We start from the raw sequence: 15,512 nt of genomic DNA, 5'->3' as shown, positions 1-15,512 counted from the left end.
GGTTCATGAGCGTGATGGTGGTCACGGGGACGGGAACCGGGGTCGGCAAGACCATGACGACGGCGGCGCTGGCGGCCGTCGCGGTGGCCGGCGGCTGGTCGGTGGCGGTGCTCAAGCCCGCCCAGACGGGCGTGGGTCCGGACGAGCCGGGCGATGTGCACGAGGTGGTACGGCTGGCCGGTGATCTGGTCACGGGGGCGGAACTCGCGCGGTTCCCCGAGCCGTTGGCGCCGGCCACGGCGGCCCGGCGGGCGGGAGCCGCCCCGGTGCGGCCGACCGAGGTCGCGGAGGCTGCGGCGAAGCTGTCCGCGGCGCACGACCTGGTGCTCGTGGAGGGGGCGGGCGGGCTGCTGGTGCGGTTCGACGACGAGGGCGGGACGCTCGCGGACGTCGCGGCGCTGCTGCGGTGCCCGGTGCTGGTGGTGGCGCGGGCGGGGCTGGGCACGCTGAACGACGCGGCACTGACGGCGGAGGTGCTGCGCGGGCGCGAGGTGCCGTGCGCGGGGGTGCTGGTGGGTGAGTGGCCGCACCGCCCGGGGCCGGCCGAGGTGTGCAATCTGGACGACCTGCCGGTCGCGGCGGGCGCGCCCCTGCTGGGGGTCCTGCCGCAGGGCGTGGGAGGGCTGGCGCCGGAGGAATTCCGGGCGGCGGCAGGCCGGTGGCTCGGGCCGGAGCTGGGGGGTGTGTGGGACGCGCGGGCGTTCCGTGCGGCGCAGGGGGCGTGACACGGCCGGCGGACCGGGGCCGCCGGGTCCCTCCCCGGAGGTCATCCCCCAGGAGTACGGGGCCCCTTGGAGTTGGCACGTGCGAGGGATGCGGCGGTGTTCGCCGGGCGCCTAGGCTCGAATCGAGGCGGGAGTCGGGGCGGATCGAGCGCAGGGAGGCGCCGTGTCCACAGCAGCGACGGAGCGGGGCGACGGTCTCGCGGACGGGGTGGGGGTCGCGGCGCGGGCCGCCGCGCTGACCAAGGCGTACGGGGCGGGTGAGACGAGCGTGACGGCGCTCGACGCGGTGGACGTGGCCATCGCACGGGGGCGGTTCACGGCGGTGATGGGGCCGTCCGGGTCGGGGAAGTCGACGCTCATGCACTGTCTGGCCGGGCTGGACACGGTGTCCGCGGGTCAGGTGTGGCTGGGCGGGACGGAGATCACGGGGCTGAGCGAGCGGGAGCTGACCCGGCTGCGCCGCGACCGCGTGGGGTTCATGTTCCAGTCGTTCAACCTGCTGCCCACGCTCAACGCGCTGGAGAACATCACGCTGCCGATGAGCATCGCCGGCCGCAGACCCGACCAGGAGTGGCTGGACCGGGTCGTCGACGCCCTCGGGCTGCGCGACCGGCTCAGGCACCGTCCGGCGCAGCTCTCGGGGGGCCAGCAGCAGCGGGTGGCCTGCGCCCGCGCGCTGGTCTCGCGCCCGGAGCTGATCTTCGCCGACGAGCCGACGGGCAACCTCGACTCGCGCTCGGGCCAGGAGGTGCTGGGCATGCTCCGCGACGCGGTCGACCGGCTCGGGCAGACCGTGGTGATGGTCACGCACGATCCGGGCGCGGCGGCCGTGGCGGACCTGGTGCTGTTCCTGGCCGACGGACGGATCGTCGACCGGATGCCGCAGCCGACGGCCGAGGCGGTGCTCGAGCGGATGAAGCGGTTCGACGGGCTGCGGAAGAACTGAGGGAGCCCGCGTGCTGAGAGCGACACTGCGCAGCTTCCTCGCGCACCGGGGCCGGATGCTGCTGTCCGCGCTGGCGGTGCTGCTGTCGGTGGCCTTCGTGGCCGGCAGCCTGATCTTCTCGGACACGGTGAGCCGGACCTTCGACCGGCTCTTCGAGTCCAGCGCCGCCGACGTATCGGTCGAGCCCCGGCAGGAGTTCACGGAGGCGCAGGGGATCTACGGCGGCCTGATCCCCGTCGTGCCCGCGGCGCTGCGCGCGGACGTGGCCGGTGTCCCGGGGGTGGCCGCCGCCCATCTCGACGTCGAGGTGCGGAACATCACCCTGGTCGACCGGCGGGGCGAGGCGGTCGGTCCGACGACGGGCCCGCCGACCATGGCCGTCAACTGGCAGCGGACCGGCCACAGCGTGGTCGAGCTCGCCGGCGGACGCGAGCCGCGCGGCCCGGGTGAGATCCTCCTCGACCGGGACACCGCCGACCGCAAGGACGTGGCGATCGGCGACACGCTGCGGGTGATCGCCGCGCCGGGTTCGTTCGAGGCGCGGGTCGTCGGGTTCGCCGCGTTCACCACGACCAACCCCGGCGCCACGCTGATCTTCATGGAGACCCCGGCGGCGCAGGAGAAGCTGATCGGCCGCCCGGACGCGGTCACGTCGGTCTCCCTGGACGCCGCGCCCGGGGTCTCCGACGACGAGCTCAAGCAGCGGGTGGCGGCGGCCGTCGGCCCCCGGTTCTCGGTGAAGACGGCGGACGAGCAGGCCAAGACGGCGACGGAGGAGCTCGGCGGGTTCCTGGACATCATCAAGTACGTGATGGTGGGCTTCGCCGGGATCGCCGTCCTCGTCGGCATCTTCCTGATCGTCAACACCTTCTCCATGCTGATCGCCCAGCGCACGCGCGAGCTGGGGCTGCTGCGGGCGCTCGGCGCGGACCGCCGCCAGGTGCAGCGCTCGGTGCTCACGGAGGCGCTGCTGCTCGGGCTGACCGGCTCCACGCTGGGGCTGGTGGCCGGGGTGGGCCTGGCGGCGGGGCTGATCAGGCTGATGGGGCTGCTCGGCATGAACCTCGACGCTGCGGAGATGGTCGTCGGCTGGACCACCCCGCTGGCCGCCTACGTGGTGGGGCTGGGCGTGACGTTCCTCGCCGCCTGTCTGCCGGCCCGGCGGGCGGCGCGGGTGTCGCCGATGGCGGCGCTGGCGGACGCCGAGGTCGCCGGGGTCGGCCGGCCGCTGCGGCTGCGGGCCGTGGCCGGCGCCGTGGTGGCGGCGGGAGGCGCGGCGGCGCTGGTGGCGTGCGCGCGCAACGGGGACACGTCGACCGCCTCGCTGTGGCTGGTGCTGGGGATCGTGCTCACCCTGATCGCCACGGTGATCGCGGGACCGCTGCTGGTGCGCCCGGTGATCCGGGTGCTGGGCGGGGCGTTCCCCCGGGTGTTCGGTTCGGTCGGCGCGATGAGCCAGCGCAACGCCCTGCGCAATCCCCGGCGCACGGGCGCCACCGCCTCGGCGCTGATGGTGGGGCTGGCGCTGGTGGGCGGGATGTCGATCGCCGGGGCGTCGATGACGAAATCCGTGGACAACGAGATCGACCGGTCGCTGGGCGCCGACTTCGTGGTCGGCGGCAGCAGCTTCGGCCCCTTCCCCCGGGAGATCACCGACCGGGTGCGGGACGTCCCGGGGGTCGGGCTGACGGTCCGCCAGCGGTATGCCACCGCGCGGCTGACGCTGCCCGACGGCGAGCGGGTGCGGACGCCGCTGGGCGCGTACGACCCGGAGCTCGACAAGGTGTTCAAGCTGGAGTACGCCGCCGGTGACACCGCGGCGGCGCTGGCGCCAGGACATGTGGGGCTGCAGAAGGAGTACGCCGACAAGCACGGGATACGTGTCGGCAGTGTCCTCCCCGTGCAGTTCGCCGACGGACGGCGGGCCCGGCTCACCGTGGGTGCGCTGAGCAGCCAGGAGTCGGAGAGCTTCAACGCCGGGGGCGGCTTCTATCTGGGCATCGGGACGCTGGAGCGGTATCAGCCGGGCGGGCAGGACAGCGCCGTGATGCTGAACGCCGCGGACGGCACCGGCACGGAGGGGCTGCGGTCCCGGCTGGAGACGGCGCTCGAGACGTATCCGCAGGTCGCGGTGCGGGACCAGGCGGACTTCAAGGATCTGGTGCGGCAGCAGATATCCGTGCTGCTGTATCTCGTGTACGCGCTGCTGGGGCTGGCGATCGTCATCGCGGTGCTCGGGGTGGTCAACACCCTGGCGCTGTCGGTGGTGGAGCGGACCCGGGAGATCGGGCTGCTGCGGGCGATCGGGCTGTCGCGCCGGCAGCTGCGGCGGATGATCCGGCTGGAGTCCGTGGTGATCGCCGTGTTCGGGGCGGTGCTGGGCCTCGGGCTGGGGCTGGTGTGGGGCGTGGCCCTGTGGCGGGTGCTGGCGCTGGAGGGGCTGCGGGCGTTCGCCGTGCCGTGGGGCACGGTCCTCGCGGTGGTGCTGGGCTCCGTGGTGGTCGGGCTGGCCGCCGCGCTGCTGCCGGCGCTGCGCGCGGCCCGGCTCAACGTCCTGGCCGCCATCGCCCACGAGTGACGGCGCGGCGCCGTTCCACGGGGTGAAACCCGTTCGACGTGCGCGTACGGCCGGTGATGGGATGCCCGCCATGAACGATCTGCTGATCAGACATGCCGGGGTCGACGAGGCGGCGGACGTGCTCGCCTTCTGGCGGACCGCCGCCGAGGGGACGAGCGTCAGCGACGACATCGCGGGGGTCACGGCCCTCATCCGCCGCGACCCCGAGGCGCTGCTGCTGGCGGAGCGGGACGGCGACCTCGTCGGCACGGTGATCGCCGGGTTCGACGGCTGGCGGTGCTCGCTCTACCGGCTGGCGGTACGGCCGGACATGCGCCGCCGGGGAGTCTCCGCCGCGCTGCTGCGGGCCGCCGAGGAGCGGTTCACCGCCCTGGGCGGACGGCGCGGCGACGCGATGGTGCTGGAGCGCAACGAGGTGGCGCACCGGGCGTGGGGCGCCGCCGGATACGTCCGCGAGGACCACTGGCGGCGCTGGGTGAAGCCGTTCGTCTGAGTCCCGCACGGCGGCCGTCTCCCCGGGCCGGGTCCGGCCGCCGCTTTGCCCTTCCTTTACCATGGGGCGTCCAGCAGCACCACACGGACGAGACCCCGCAGAAAGGTGTGAGCGTCCCCTGATGGACGAGCCCCCCGGTAGCCGCCCGCCCACCGTGCCCGATCATGGGGAGGTGGTGGTCCGATGACGGAAGTCCTGCTGCTGGCCCTGGCCCTGGCGCTCTGCCTGGCCTGCGGGCTCTTCGTCGCCGCCGAGTTCTCCCTGACCACCGTCGAACGCAGCGAACTCGAAGAAGCCGTCGAGCGCGGTGAGCGGGGCGCGGAGAGCGCCCTGAAGGCCGTACGCGGCCTCACCTTCCAGCTCTCCGGCGCACAGCTGGGCATCACGGTCACCAACCTCGTCGTCGGCATGCTCGCCGAGCCGTCCGTCGCCAAGCTGATCGAGGGACCGCTGACCGCCGCCGGCATCCCCCGTTCGGCGGCGCCGGGCACCGCGCTCGCCCTGGGCACCGCGCTGTCCACGCTCGTACTGATGATCGTCGGCGAACTGGTGCCGAAGAACTGGGCGATCTCCCGCCCGCTGCCCGTCGCCCGGCACGTCGCGACGTTCCAGCGCGGCTTCAGCGCCGCGTTCGGCCCGTTCATCCACTGGCTCAACAACACCGCCAACCGCGTCCTGCGCCTCCTGGGCCTGGAGCCCGCCGAGGAGCTGGCCTCCGCGCGCAGCCCGCAGGAACTCGTCGCCCTCGCCCGGCACTCCGCCCAGGAGGGCTCCCTGGAGGCGGACACCGCGGAGCTGTTCGTCCGTACGCTCAATCTGTCCGCCCTGACCGCCGAGAACGTGATGACCCCGCGGGTGCAGGTCACCGCGCTGGACATCCAGACCACGGCCGAGGACGTCGCCAACGCCACCCGCGCCACCGGACTGTCGCGCTTCCCCGTCTACCGGGGCTCCCTCGACACCGTCGTCGGCTTCGCGCACATCAAGGACGTGCTGGCGGTGCCCGCCGAGCGCCGCCCGTATCTGCCGGTCGGCGAGCTGCTGCGCGAGCCGGTGCTGGTCCCCGAGACGCTCACCGTCGACCGGCTGCTCGACCGGCTGTCCAGCAAACGCTCGATGGCCGTCGTGATCGACGAGTACGGCGGCACGGCCGGCGTGGTGACGCTGGAGGACATCGTCGAGGAGGTCGTCGGCGAGGTCCGCGACGAGCACGACCCGCACGAGACCTCCGACCTGGTGCCCACCGGCACGGACAGCGACGGACGGCAGACCTACGACGCCGACGGCGCCGTCCGCCCCGACCAGCTCGAGGCGATCGGCCTGCGCACCCCGCAGGGCCCGTACGAGACCCTCGCCGGCCTCGTCGCCACCTATCTGGGGCGCATCCCGAACGACGGCGACCGGGTGCTCGTCGAAGGCTGGGCGATCGAGGTCGTCGACGCGAGAGGGCGGCGCGCCGCCCGGCTGCTGCTGCACGCGCCGCCGCCGCGCGGCGACGGGACCGGGGACGAACGGGACGGGGAGCGATGACCACCGCACTGCAACTGCTGACCGGTGTGCTGACGCTGGTCGTCAACGCGTTCTTCGTGGGCGCCGAGTTCGCAATGATCTCGGTGCGCCGCAGCCAGATCGAACCGCACGCGCAGGCCGGCGACCGGCGCGGCCGCCAGGTGCTGTGGGGGCTGCGGCATCTGTCCCCGCTGCTGGCCACGGCCCAGCTCGGCATCACGCTGTGCACCCTGGTGCTCGGCATCGTGGCGGAGCCGGCGATCGCGCATCTGCTCGAGCCGGTGTTCGACGCCGTGGGCGTGCCGCACGGACTGGTGCATCCGATCTCGTTCGTGATCGCCCTGACCGTGGCGACGTACCTGCACATGCTGTGCGGCGAGATGGTGCCGAAGAACGTGGCGCTGGCGGAGCCGGTGCGCACGGCGCTGCTGCTGGGACCGCCGCTGGTGGCCATGACACGGGCGCTGCGTCCGGTCGTCTTCCTGGTGAACGCGATCGCGAACCGCCTCCTGCGGCTGCTGCGGGTGGAGCCGAAGGACGAGGTCTCGGCGACGTTCTCCGACGACGAGCTGGCGCGGATCGTCCGGGACTCCGGCGAGGCCGGGCTGATCGACGAGAAGGCCCGCGAGCGGCTGCAGGACGCCCTGGAGCTGGGGCGCCGGCCGGTGCGGGAGATCGCGCTGCCGCCGGGGCGGGTGGTGTCGGCGCGCTTCGGGATCACGCCCGAGGAGCTGGAGCTGCTGTCCGCGCGCTCGGGGTTCTCCCGCTTCCCGGTGGCGGACGAGCGCGGCCGGGTCTTCGGCTATCTGCACGTCAAGGACGCCCTGGACCGCTCCCCGCGCGATCTGCCGTTCCCGGTGAGCGCCATGCGGCCGATCGCCCGGGTACGGGCGAGCACCCCGCTGGACGACGTGCTCACCGCGATGCGCCGCAGCCGCACGCACCTGGCGGCGGTCACGGACGACGAGGACCGGCCGGCGGGCATGGTGACCATGGAGGACGTCTTGCGTGAGCTCGTCGGGCAGACGGCGTAAAATCGACCACGCCATGGAGATAGATGCTCGATACACCAGCCTTGTCGCGGTCGGCGACTCGTTCACCGAGGGCATGTCGGACCTGCTGCCCGACGGAAACTACCGGGGCTGGGCCGATGTCCTGGCCGGCCGGCTCGCGGCCCGCTCCCCCGGCTTCCGGTACGCCAATCTCGCCGTCCGCGGGAAGCTGATCGGCCAGATCGTCGAGGACCAGGTGCCGACGGCCGCCGCCATGGGCGCCGACGTCGTCACGCTGGTCGGCGGCCTGAACGACGCGCTGCGGCCCAAGTGCGACATGGGCCGGGTCACGGCGCGGCTGGAGCAGGCCGTGGAGACGCTGCGGCCCTCGTGCAAGCGGCTGGTGCTGATGCGCAGCCCCGGCCGCCAGGGACCGGTGATGGAGCGCTTCCGGCCCCGGATGGAAGAGCTGTTCGACTTCATCGACGCGCTGGCGGACCGGCACGGCGCGCTGGTCGTGGACCTGTACGCGGGCGACCACCTGGGCGACCCCCGGATGTGGGACGAGGACCGGCTGCATCTGACCGCCGAGGGCCACCGCCGCGTCGCCGAGGCCGTCTGGCAGCGCCTGGGCCTGCCCGCTCAGGACGACTGGACCACCCCGCTGCCCCCCGCCGCCCGCCCCGGCTGGACGGCGCGCCGCCGCAGCGACCTGGCGTTCGCCCGCAAGCACCTGGGCCCGTGGATCGGCCGCCGGCTGACGGGCCGCTCCTCCGGCGACGGACGTACGGGCGCCCACTTCAGCGCCGAGCGGGGCGAGGCCTTCTGGGTCACCCCGGCGGACCCCGCGAACCCCGGCCCGGTGGCGGGCTGGCGGCCGGTGGAGGCCTGAGCGTCAGAGCCTGGCGGTGACCGTCTTGGGCCGCTGGTACTCGGGCAGGGCCAGCGTGCTCAGGTCCGTGCCGTGGCCGGAGGCGCCCCGGCCGCCGTGCGGGAGCTCGGCGGTCTGCACGAGGTGGCAGTTGAGCCAGACTTCCCCCGCGTTCAGCCGCCCGGCGAGCTCCAGCCCCGTGGCCAGGTCACGGGTCCACACACTCGCCGCCAGCGCCTGCGGGACCCCGCCCGCCAGCGCCACGGCCGCGTCCGGGTCCCCGGCCCGCTGCACGGTGAGCAGCGGGCCGAAGACCTCCTCCACCACCGCCGGGTCGTCGTCGGGCAGGTCGGCCAGGACCCGGGCGGGACGCCAGAAGCCGTTCTCCTCGCCCGGCCCCGGGGCGATGTCCGCCGCGAAGGTCCGGCCGGCGGCGGAGGCCGCGACGATGCCGTCGTAGCGGGCCACCTGGTCCGGGTTGTTGAGCGGCCCGAAGTCCCGTCCGGCGAGGCGTTCCCGTATCGCGGCGGCCAGTCGCTCCACCACGTGCTCGTAGTTCGAACGCAGGGTGATGACCCGGGCGGGCGCGGCGCAGCTCTGGCCGGTGTTGTACGTGCAGGCGGCGGCCAGCCGGTCCCAGGTGTCGTCGGGCGCGTCCGGCAGGACGAGCGCGGGAGCATTGCCGCCGAGCTCGAGGCTGACCCGCCGCCCGGCGGCGCGTGCGGCCACGTCGGCCCCGGCCGCCGCGCTGCCGGTGAACGCCACCATGTCGACGTCCGCCTCGACCAGCAGCCGGCCGGTGCGCCGGTCGCCCGCCAGGGCGGTGAGGACGCCGGGGCCGAGCGTCTCGGCGGCGTGCCCGGCCAGGAGCAGCAGCGAGTCCGGGGTGGTCTCGGCGGGCTTGGCCACCACCGTGTTGCCCGCGGCCAGGGCCGGAGCGCACCGCCAGGCGGCCATCAGCAGCGGATAGTTCCAGGGCACGACGACCCCCACGACGCCCAGGGGCTCCCACCGCACCCAGCTCTCGTGCCCGTCGACCAGCCGTCCGGCCGCCGGTACCGTCTGGGCGCGAACGGCCGAGGCGTAGAACCGCAGGAGGTCCGCGACCTGCTCCACCTCCCCCGCCGTCTCGCTGTCCGGCTTCCCGGTCCCGGCGGCCTCCGCCGCGACGAAGGCGGCGGCGTGCTCCTCCACCCGTGCGGCGAGCCGCTCCAGCCGGCGTGACCGCTGCGCGGGGGTGAGACCGCGCCAGCCGGGCAGGGCGGCGCGGGCGGCTGCAACGGCGGACCGCGCCTCGCTCTCGCGTCCGACGGGGGCGGTGCCCCGGTCGCGGCCGGTGCGGGGGTCGACGAGGGTGGTCTGCACGGTGTGGTCGCCTCCAAGGTCCGGTTCACAGGTCGTACGCCCGCAGCCACAGCTCCAGCGTGAGGACGAGCCACAGCTTCCCGCCCTGACGCGGCAGCAGCGTGCCGCCGCCGCGCAGCCACGTCCGTACGGTGTCCGGCCGGAACAGCCCCCGCCGCCGGGCGTCCCGGCCGGTCAGCAGCTCACGGCCCAGCTCGCGCAGCGGCCCGCTCAGCCACTGCTGCACGGGAACCCGCATCCCGCTCTTGGGCCGGTCGACGACGGTGGCGGGCAGCAGGTCCCGTACGGCCTCCTTCAGCACCCATTTCTCGGCCGTGCCCCGGAGCTTGAGCTCCGGCGGGGTGGCGAAGGCGTGGTCCACCACCCGGCGGTCGAAGAGCGGGGCGAGGCCCAGCAGGCCCTGGGAGGCGGTGAGGCGTTCGACCTTGGTGAGGATGTGGTGGGCGCCCTTGGTCCGCAGATTGCAGTGCAGCAGCTGGTTGAGGAGGTGCGTCATCCGGTCCGGGCCCGTCAGATAGGGCTCGACGAAGCGCTGCGGGACGGGGGCGGACTCCAGCGCGGACAGCGCGTCGGGCGTCAGCAGGCCGGGGAGGTCGGTCCAGCACTTGCGGTACGAGCGCAGATAGGCGGTCGCCCGGTCCTCGTACCAGGGCTCTTCGGGGTCTCCGGCGTGCATCTCCTGGACGAGCATCGGGAGGTTCTTCGGCCCGCCGAAGACCGGGTCCCCGCCCTCGCCGTTGAGTACGGTCGTCAGCCCGTCGCCCGCGACGGCCTCGGCGAGCATCAGGTTCGGCACGGTCAGCGGGTCCCCGACCGGGCTGTCGAGGAGGGCGGCCGTGTCCGCGAGGCGGGCGGCGACCGCCGCGCCGGAGACCGTCAGGATCCGGTGCCGGGTGTGGCAGTGGGCGGCGACCAGGCCCGAGTAGCCGAGTTCGTTGGGGAGTTCGCCGCCGAAGGCGATGGAGTAGGTGTGGACCGGATGGTGGTGCAGCTTCGCGGCGAGCGCGGTGACCAGGGAGCTGTCGACGCCGCCGGACAGCAGGACCCCGACCGGCTCCGCCTGCGGCAGCCGCGCCGCGGTGGCCTCCTCCAGGAGGGCGCGCAGGGTGAGGACGTGGTCCCCGGGTCCGCCGGTCCGCTCGCGGGGCTCCCAGTGGACCGTCTCGGCCGCCGTCCCGTCGGGCGCCAGCCGCAGCACCCGGCCGGGCAGCACCTCGTGTACGCCCTCCAGCAGCGTCTCGTCACCGGGGAGATAGGCGAAGGTGAGGAAGGAGCGTACGGCCGACAGGTTCATCCGGGTGCCCAGCGCGGGCCAGCGGCGCAGCGTACGCAGGGAGGTGCCGGCCGCCCAGGCACCGGCGGCGCGGGCGTAGAACAGGGTGCGGGCGCCGACGTGGTCCCGGATCAGCACCAGGTCGTCGCCGTCGAGCACGGCGAGCGCGAACATGCCCTCGGCCAGCGCGACGCCCCCGGCGCCGAGCCGGGCCCAGCACCGCAGCAGCAGCTCACCGTCGCCGGCACCGTCGGGCGCGGGCGCGCCGTCGGCGGCGAGGGCGGCGAGCAGCTCGGCGCGGTTGTGCAGGGTGACCTCGCCCACGGCACGCATCCCGTGCGCCTCGAACGGGCCGTCGGCGTGCCCGGGTTCGTCCCGTACCAGGGCGAGGCCGGGCGCGAGGGCGGGGGCGCCCATCGCGGCGAGGTGGGCGTCGGAGTGCCCGGTCTCCGGCGCGAGACAGACGCAGAAGCGTGCCATCGGCGGAATCCTTTCGTGGTGCGGCGTTTCCTCGGTCGGCCGGCGGGAAGCCGCCCGCTCAGCCGAAGTCGTCGTCGCTCCAGCCGCCGTCGTCGTCGCCCCAGTCCCCGCCGCCCCAGTCGTCGCCTCCCGCCTCGACGTCTCCCCCGCCGTCGGACGAGGTCCGGGCCTGGCGGCGGAGTTCCTCTTCCTCCTCCGGGGTGAGGTGCAGCGGCGGCATCTGCGATGCGGTGACGGCGACGCCGAGGACGCCGATCCCGGCGAGGATCGCGCCCATCCGGCCGCCGAACGACGTCCGGTTGACCATGAGGGTCTCGCTGCGGCTCCACAGGGTCCGGCCGTAGCCGAGGTCGCGGCCGTAGGTCGCGGTGCCGTCGGCGAGGACGCGCTTGATGATCCGGGCGCCCAGCAGTTCGTCGGTGCCGGTGCCGCCCTGGTCGTCGCGCCAGTGCACCACGCCGTCCGCGCCGCGCCGGCGCCATTCCCGGCGGCCGTCCTCGTAGGTGCGGTGGACGCTTCGGTCGGCGAGCAGTTCGTCCGTGTAGCCGATTTCGCGTGGGCGGGTCATGTCCTCGGTTCCTCGGGTCTGGGGGCGGGGCGGGGCCGGGTCATGCGCCGGGCCAGGTCAGGAACCCGGCGGTGCGCAGCTCCCGCAGCTCGCCCCGGGCGGACGGACGGGCCGGGCGGGGTCCCCGGGTGAGCCGCAGTACGGCACGCAGCAGTTGGGCGGGCGGGACGGCGGCGACCTCGGCGTACCGGCCGGCGGCGAGCCAGTCGGCCTCGGCACGCCGGAGCCCCGGCGGCAGGGTGACGGGAGGCGCCGGGCGGGGGCCGCGCCCGGACACCAGACGCAGCGCCGCCACGTGCCGGGGCACCAGCCCGAGGGAGGCGACCCGGACGGAGGGCAGCGTCTCGCGGACCCGGGCGGGCAGGGCGATCCCGGTGGGGCTCGCGTCGTGCAGGACGTGCACGGTGGCGTCCCCGGCCCGCTCCAGGGCGGCCACCAGCCGGGGGTCGAGCGGCAGGCAGTCCTGGGCCGCGAGGACGGGGCAGGCGGCCTCGAGGTGTACGTGGTTGGCCAGCAGCATCCGGGCGATGGAGCGGTCCTGGCAGACCAGCAGCCGCGGCAGCCCGTACGCGTACAGGTCGGGCTCCCGCGCCTGACCGCTGGTCACCGGGCCGGGGGGGTCCGCGGCGGGGAGCAGCCCGGCCGGCTCCCGGCCCCGCAGCGCCTCGGTGAAGCGGGACAGCCCCGGGGCCGGGGCCGGGCGCAGCACGCGGCGGGCCTCGTAGTACAGCTGCCTCTCGGTGAAGCGGATCCCCCCGGGAGCGGCGGCGCGCCGGGCGGCGACCGCGATCACCCGCTCCAGCAGCACCCGGCCGGCCCGGGCCGTGAACGCCGGCATGTCAGCTCCCGTCCTTCCCGGCGGCCGACGGCCACGTCAGGAACCCGACGCCCGCGGCCTCCCGCCGGTCCGGGTCCGCGGCGTCCCGCGCCTGCTGTACGGCCCGCTCCACGGCGGCCTCCAGCACCGCCGGGGGAACCGCGGCAAGGGGGCTGTACCACCCCTCGGCCACCCACTCCGCGTCCTTCGGGGCGGACCGCGCCAGCTCCCGCAGCCACTCCCCGTCCCGTACGTCCGCGGGCGGATCCCGGTGCAGGGTCACGGCCCCGCGGTTGCCCACGACCGCCCGCACCGGCAGCCCCCCGTCCACGACCACCCCGGGCCGGCCCGCCCGCACGTCGGCGACCAGCTGGAGGCCGCGCGCGCCGGCGTCGTGGAGCACCACCACGGGCCGGGTCTTCGACAGCTGGCGGGGCTCGGGGACCAGCGTCAGGTTCAGCCGCCGCGGAAATCCGTTGGCGGCCAGGAAGACGCTCACGGCCCGGTCGGTACAGAGCAGCTCGACCACCTGGTACCGCGGCCCGTCGGTCTCCTCCGGCACCGCCCGGTAGCGGTGGTCGTCGACGATCCCGGGCGGCAGGCCGCCGTACACCCCGACCCACCGCGTCCGGATCATCGACAGGAACGACGGCGGCGAGGGCACCACCCAGGCGGTCGGGCCCGAGGCGCTCCGATACGGCGCGCCCCTCGCCACCCGGTGCACGCAGAGGGCCAACCCGGCGCCCACCAGCCCGAAGAGAACGTCCTGGACCAGAAATCCCCACACCACGACCACCGCGACGAGCACGATCGCCGAGGTGCGCCGGAACCGCTTCGAGCGCCCGCTCCCCGGCCTGGCCGGCGCGATGTGGTTGGCGCTGCGGGCCAGATACCCGAGCTGGGTGACCGTGACCTGCCGGCGTCCGCCGTCGGTGGCCCTCTCCGCGATCCGCCGGATACGTGTGTCGTGCATGCCCCGGCCGTGCACCCTGGGGTCGAGGGCGAAGGGGCGGCCGCACTCGGCACACACGCTGTCGGGGCGTTCGCCGCGCGTCAGGGAGGCCCGGCAGTTCGGGCAGATCATCCAGCCTCCCCGGGCCAGGTCAAGAACCCTGTGGCGGCGGCCCGGCGGCGCTGCGGATCGGTCGCCGCGGCCGCCTTGTCGACGGCTCGGGTGACAACGGCGAGGAGTCCGGCGGGCGGCACGGCGATCAGCGGGAATCCCCAGCCCTTGCCCAGCCACTTCAGCTGGTCGGGAGGGAACTCGCCGCTCCGGGCGAGCGGTTCCATCACCTCCGCCCCCGGTGACGCGTCGCGTACGGGGACCGCGCGTGACAGGCGCCGCATGGTGGCGAGCGGCAGCCCGAGGTCGACGACCCGGCGCCCGGGGTGCGCGGCGCGGACCCGGTGGGCGAGCAGCAGGCCGTGGGCGTCGGCGTCGTGGAGCACGAAGAGGACGGGAGCCGGGCGCGCGTGAGCCGGGTCGGCGACGAGGGTGAGCCCGTAGCGCGCCGGCAGGCCGGCGGCGTCGAGGAAGACCGCGACGGAGGTGTCGGGGCAGACCAGGACCGGCCCGTCGGCGCCGGGAGCGGGCCTCGGGTAGCGGCCGTCGTCGACCATCCCGGGCGGCAGCGAACCGTAGACGGTCCTCCACTCCTCCAGCAGACCGCCGCGGAACTCCTCCCGCGAGACCTTCGGCCGCCCCCGCTGCCGGTACCCCACGACCACGAAGACGCCCGCCGCAAGCAGCAGCAGGACGCACACGACGCCGAGGGCCGCGGAGTGTGCGCCGAGCGCGGCGAAGCCTCCGACGACGCCGAAGACGACCAGCCCGAAGGCGCAGCCGAGCTCGTCCCCGGGATTGCCCAGCGTCTTACGGGTCAGGGCGTACCACAACTGCCCGGGTGTACACGGCACCTCGCCGTCCCGGGTGAGGCGCAGGGTGACACGCCGGACCCGCAGGTCGTTGAGCTTCAGCGGGTTGGTCTTGGGGTCCAGGGCGTACCTGCGCCCGCATTTGCCGCATGTCCTGTCGGGCCGCTCCTTGAGCAGCAGCGAGCTCTCGCAGTGCGGACAGATCACCGTCGCTCCTCCAGTCCCTGCGCCAGCCGGCGCAGGCGCGCCGCCAGCCGCTCCCGTACGGTGGTCGCGCCGGTCCCCCGTACCCGCTGGACCCGCTCGATGTCCCGCAGGGCGGCGGCGAGTTCGAGGTAGTCGGTGACCGTGTGCCTCTCGGCGTCCGGCACCGGGCCGGACGCCCTGCGCTCCGCCTCGGGGGCGGTGATCGCGTAGTCCTCGTGGTCGATGCCGTAGCCGGTGTTGGCGGCCAGGATGGTCAGCGGGGAGGTGGCGCGGTTGGCGAAGGAGTGCGGCATCATCGCCGGGATACGGATCAGCTCCCCCGGGACCAGCGGGACTTCGACGACCCGGCCGCGTTCGTCGTCGTACAGCCCGCAGGCCGCGTGGCCGAGGCTGAGGACGAAGTGCTCCCCGCCGTGCGCGTGCGGGGTGAAGGCGCTGCGCGGGCCGACGACGCCGAGCTTCACGGTGGCGTTCGAGGGGCGCTCGGGGGAGGTGGCGGCGTCCCCGACGAGATAGTGGGCGAACTGCCCGTCGTCGATGAACCGCAGCAGATCCCGCTCGGGCACCAGCCCCCGGGCGCCGTCACGGTCGGCCAGGGCCACGGAACCGCCGGCCCCCAGCCGGTAGAGCAGCACGCCGCGCGGCAGCCTCCCCAGACCGCTCCGGCCCTCCGCCGTGACCGCCCCGTCCTCACCCGAACCGCCGAACAAGCGAGCCTCCCCCGTGCCGCTCACCCACAGGCTCGAATGATAAGTCGCACAGGGCTTCCCACGCGGGCCGTCCGGCTGAACGAGAGGCAAACAAAAACCCGCC

Annotated in this window: 14 protein-coding genes; 7 read left to right on the top strand and 7 right to left on the bottom strand. The window is 74.7% G+C overall.

Annotation, left to right across the window (positions count from 1 at the left end; all coding sequences use genetic code 11):
* The first annotated feature begins 5 nt into the window (after nt 1-5).
* From bioD to SRB5_RS03960, 7 genes are all read left to right on the top strand, one after another.
* Nucleotides 6-725 carry a dethiobiotin synthase gene (gene bioD, locus SRB5_RS03990; protein ID WP_153450032.1) on the top strand — a complete coding sequence of 240 codons (720 nt, stop codon included), beginning with the start codon at nt 6-8 and terminating at the stop codon, nt 723-725.
* Between the two features lie 163 nt (nt 726-888).
* Nucleotides 889-1,671 carry an ABC transporter ATP-binding protein gene (locus SRB5_RS03985; protein ID WP_323376998.1) on the top strand — a complete coding sequence of 261 codons (783 nt, stop codon included), beginning with the start codon at nt 889-891 and terminating at the stop codon, nt 1,669-1,671.
* A 10-nt stretch (nt 1,672-1,681) separates the two neighbouring features.
* Nucleotides 1,682-4,249, top strand: a complete 2,568-nt coding sequence (locus tag SRB5_RS03980; RefSeq protein WP_323376996.1) for an ABC transporter permease — start codon at nt 1,682-1,684, stop codon at nt 4,247-4,249.
* A 70-nt stretch (nt 4,250-4,319) separates the two neighbouring features.
* Complete coding sequence (locus tag SRB5_RS03975; RefSeq protein ID WP_153450031.1) at nt 4,320-4,742, top strand: GNAT family N-acetyltransferase; 423 nt, start codon at nt 4,320-4,322, stop codon at nt 4,740-4,742.
* Nucleotides 4,743-4,925: 183 nt separating this feature from the next.
* Complete coding sequence (locus tag SRB5_RS03970) at nt 4,926-6,272, top strand: hemolysin family protein (RefSeq protein WP_153450030.1); 1,347 nt, start codon at nt 4,926-4,928, stop codon at nt 6,270-6,272.
* On the top strand, nt 6,269-7,285 hold the full coding sequence (locus tag SRB5_RS03965) for a hemolysin family protein (RefSeq protein ID WP_153450029.1): 1,017 nt from the start codon (nt 6,269-6,271) through the stop codon (nt 7,283-7,285). The genes SRB5_RS03970 and SRB5_RS03965 overlap by 4 nt, the downstream gene beginning before the upstream one ends.
* Before the next feature lie 13 nt (nt 7,286-7,298).
* Complete coding sequence (locus SRB5_RS03960; protein ID WP_153450028.1) at nt 7,299-8,135, top strand: SGNH/GDSL hydrolase family protein; 837 nt, start codon at nt 7,299-7,301, stop codon at nt 8,133-8,135.
* Between the two features lie 3 nt (nt 8,136-8,138).
* On the opposite strand, the gene SRB5_RS03955 is transcribed toward SRB5_RS03960, so the two are convergent.
* Genes SRB5_RS03955 through SRB5_RS03925 form a run of 7 tightly spaced genes read right to left on the bottom strand, consistent with a single transcriptional unit; the run spans nt 8,139 to nt 15,409 of the window.
* Complete coding sequence (locus tag SRB5_RS03955) at nt 8,139-9,479, bottom strand: aldehyde dehydrogenase family protein (protein WP_323376994.1); 1,341 nt, start codon at nt 9,477-9,479, stop codon at nt 8,139-8,141.
* A 25-nt stretch (nt 9,480-9,504) separates the two neighbouring features.
* Nucleotides 9,505-11,232 carry an asparagine synthetase B family protein gene (locus tag SRB5_RS03950; RefSeq protein WP_153450027.1) on the bottom strand — a complete coding sequence of 576 codons (1,728 nt, stop codon included), beginning with the start codon at nt 11,230-11,232 and terminating at the stop codon, nt 9,505-9,507.
* A 58-nt stretch (nt 11,233-11,290) separates the two neighbouring features.
* On the bottom strand, nt 11,291-11,800 hold the full coding sequence (locus SRB5_RS03945; RefSeq protein ID WP_153450026.1) for a hypothetical protein: 510 nt from the start codon (nt 11,798-11,800) through the stop codon (nt 11,291-11,293).
* A gap of 40 nt (nt 11,801-11,840) precedes the next feature.
* Nucleotides 11,841-12,638, bottom strand: a complete 798-nt coding sequence (locus tag SRB5_RS03940) for a hypothetical protein (RefSeq protein ID WP_153450025.1) — start codon at nt 12,636-12,638, stop codon at nt 11,841-11,843.
* 1 nt (nt 12,639) lies between these two features.
* Entirely contained in the window at nt 12,640-13,701 is a 1,062-nt protein-coding gene (locus SRB5_RS03935) for a hypothetical protein (protein ID WP_153450024.1), read from the bottom strand.
* Nucleotides 13,698-14,699 carry a hypothetical protein gene (locus SRB5_RS03930; protein WP_153450023.1) on the bottom strand — a complete coding sequence of 334 codons (1,002 nt, stop codon included), beginning with the start codon at nt 14,697-14,699 and terminating at the stop codon, nt 13,698-13,700. Before SRB5_RS03930 ends, SRB5_RS03935 begins: the two co-directional genes overlap by 4 nt.
* Complete coding sequence (locus tag SRB5_RS03925; RefSeq protein ID WP_153450022.1) at nt 14,696-15,409, bottom strand: cupin domain-containing protein; 714 nt, start codon at nt 15,407-15,409, stop codon at nt 14,696-14,698. The genes SRB5_RS03930 and SRB5_RS03925 overlap by 4 nt, the downstream gene beginning before the upstream one ends.
* Between the last annotated feature and the right edge of the window lie 103 nt (nt 15,410-15,512).

Source organism: Streptomyces smaragdinus (assembly GCF_009604385.1).
Classification (GTDB): domain Bacteria; phylum Actinomycetota; class Actinomycetes; order Streptomycetales; family Streptomycetaceae; genus Streptomyces; species Streptomyces smaragdinus.
Note: the sequence above shows the minus strand (reverse complement) of the source record. Positions and strands in the feature narration are given on the sequence as shown.

What these genes read in the sequence shown, in the direction of transcription:
- bioD (WP_153450032.1), top strand. Translation starts at nt 6, where the DNA reads ATGAGCGTGATGGTGGTCACGGGGACGGGAACCGGGGTCGGCAAGACC.
- SRB5_RS03975 (WP_153450031.1), top strand. Translation starts at nt 4,320, where the DNA reads ATGAACGATCTGCTGATCAGACATGCCGGGGTCGACGAGGCGGCGGAC.
- SRB5_RS03970 (WP_153450030.1), top strand. Translation starts at nt 4,926, where the DNA reads ATGACGGAAGTCCTGCTGCTGGCCCTGGCCCTGGCGCTCTGCCTGGCC.
- SRB5_RS03965 (WP_153450029.1), top strand. Translation starts at nt 6,269, where the DNA reads ATGACCACCGCACTGCAACTGCTGACCGGTGTGCTGACGCTGGTCGTC.
- SRB5_RS03960 (WP_153450028.1), top strand. Translation starts at nt 7,299, where the DNA reads ATGGAGATAGATGCTCGATACACCAGCCTTGTCGCGGTCGGCGACTCG.
- SRB5_RS03950 (WP_153450027.1), bottom strand. Translation starts at nt 11,232, where the DNA reads ATGGCACGCTTCTGCGTCTGTCTCGCGCCGGAGACCGGGCACTCCGAC.
- SRB5_RS03945 (WP_153450026.1), bottom strand. Translation starts at nt 11,800, where the DNA reads ATGACCCGCCCACGCGAAATCGGCTACACGGACGAACTGCTCGCCGAC.
- SRB5_RS03940 (WP_153450025.1), bottom strand. Translation starts at nt 12,638, where the DNA reads ATGCCGGCGTTCACGGCCCGGGCCGGCCGGGTGCTGCTGGAGCGGGTG.
- SRB5_RS03935 (WP_153450024.1), bottom strand. Translation starts at nt 13,701, where the DNA reads ATGATCTGCCCGAACTGCCGGGCCTCCCTGACGCGCGGCGAACGCCCC.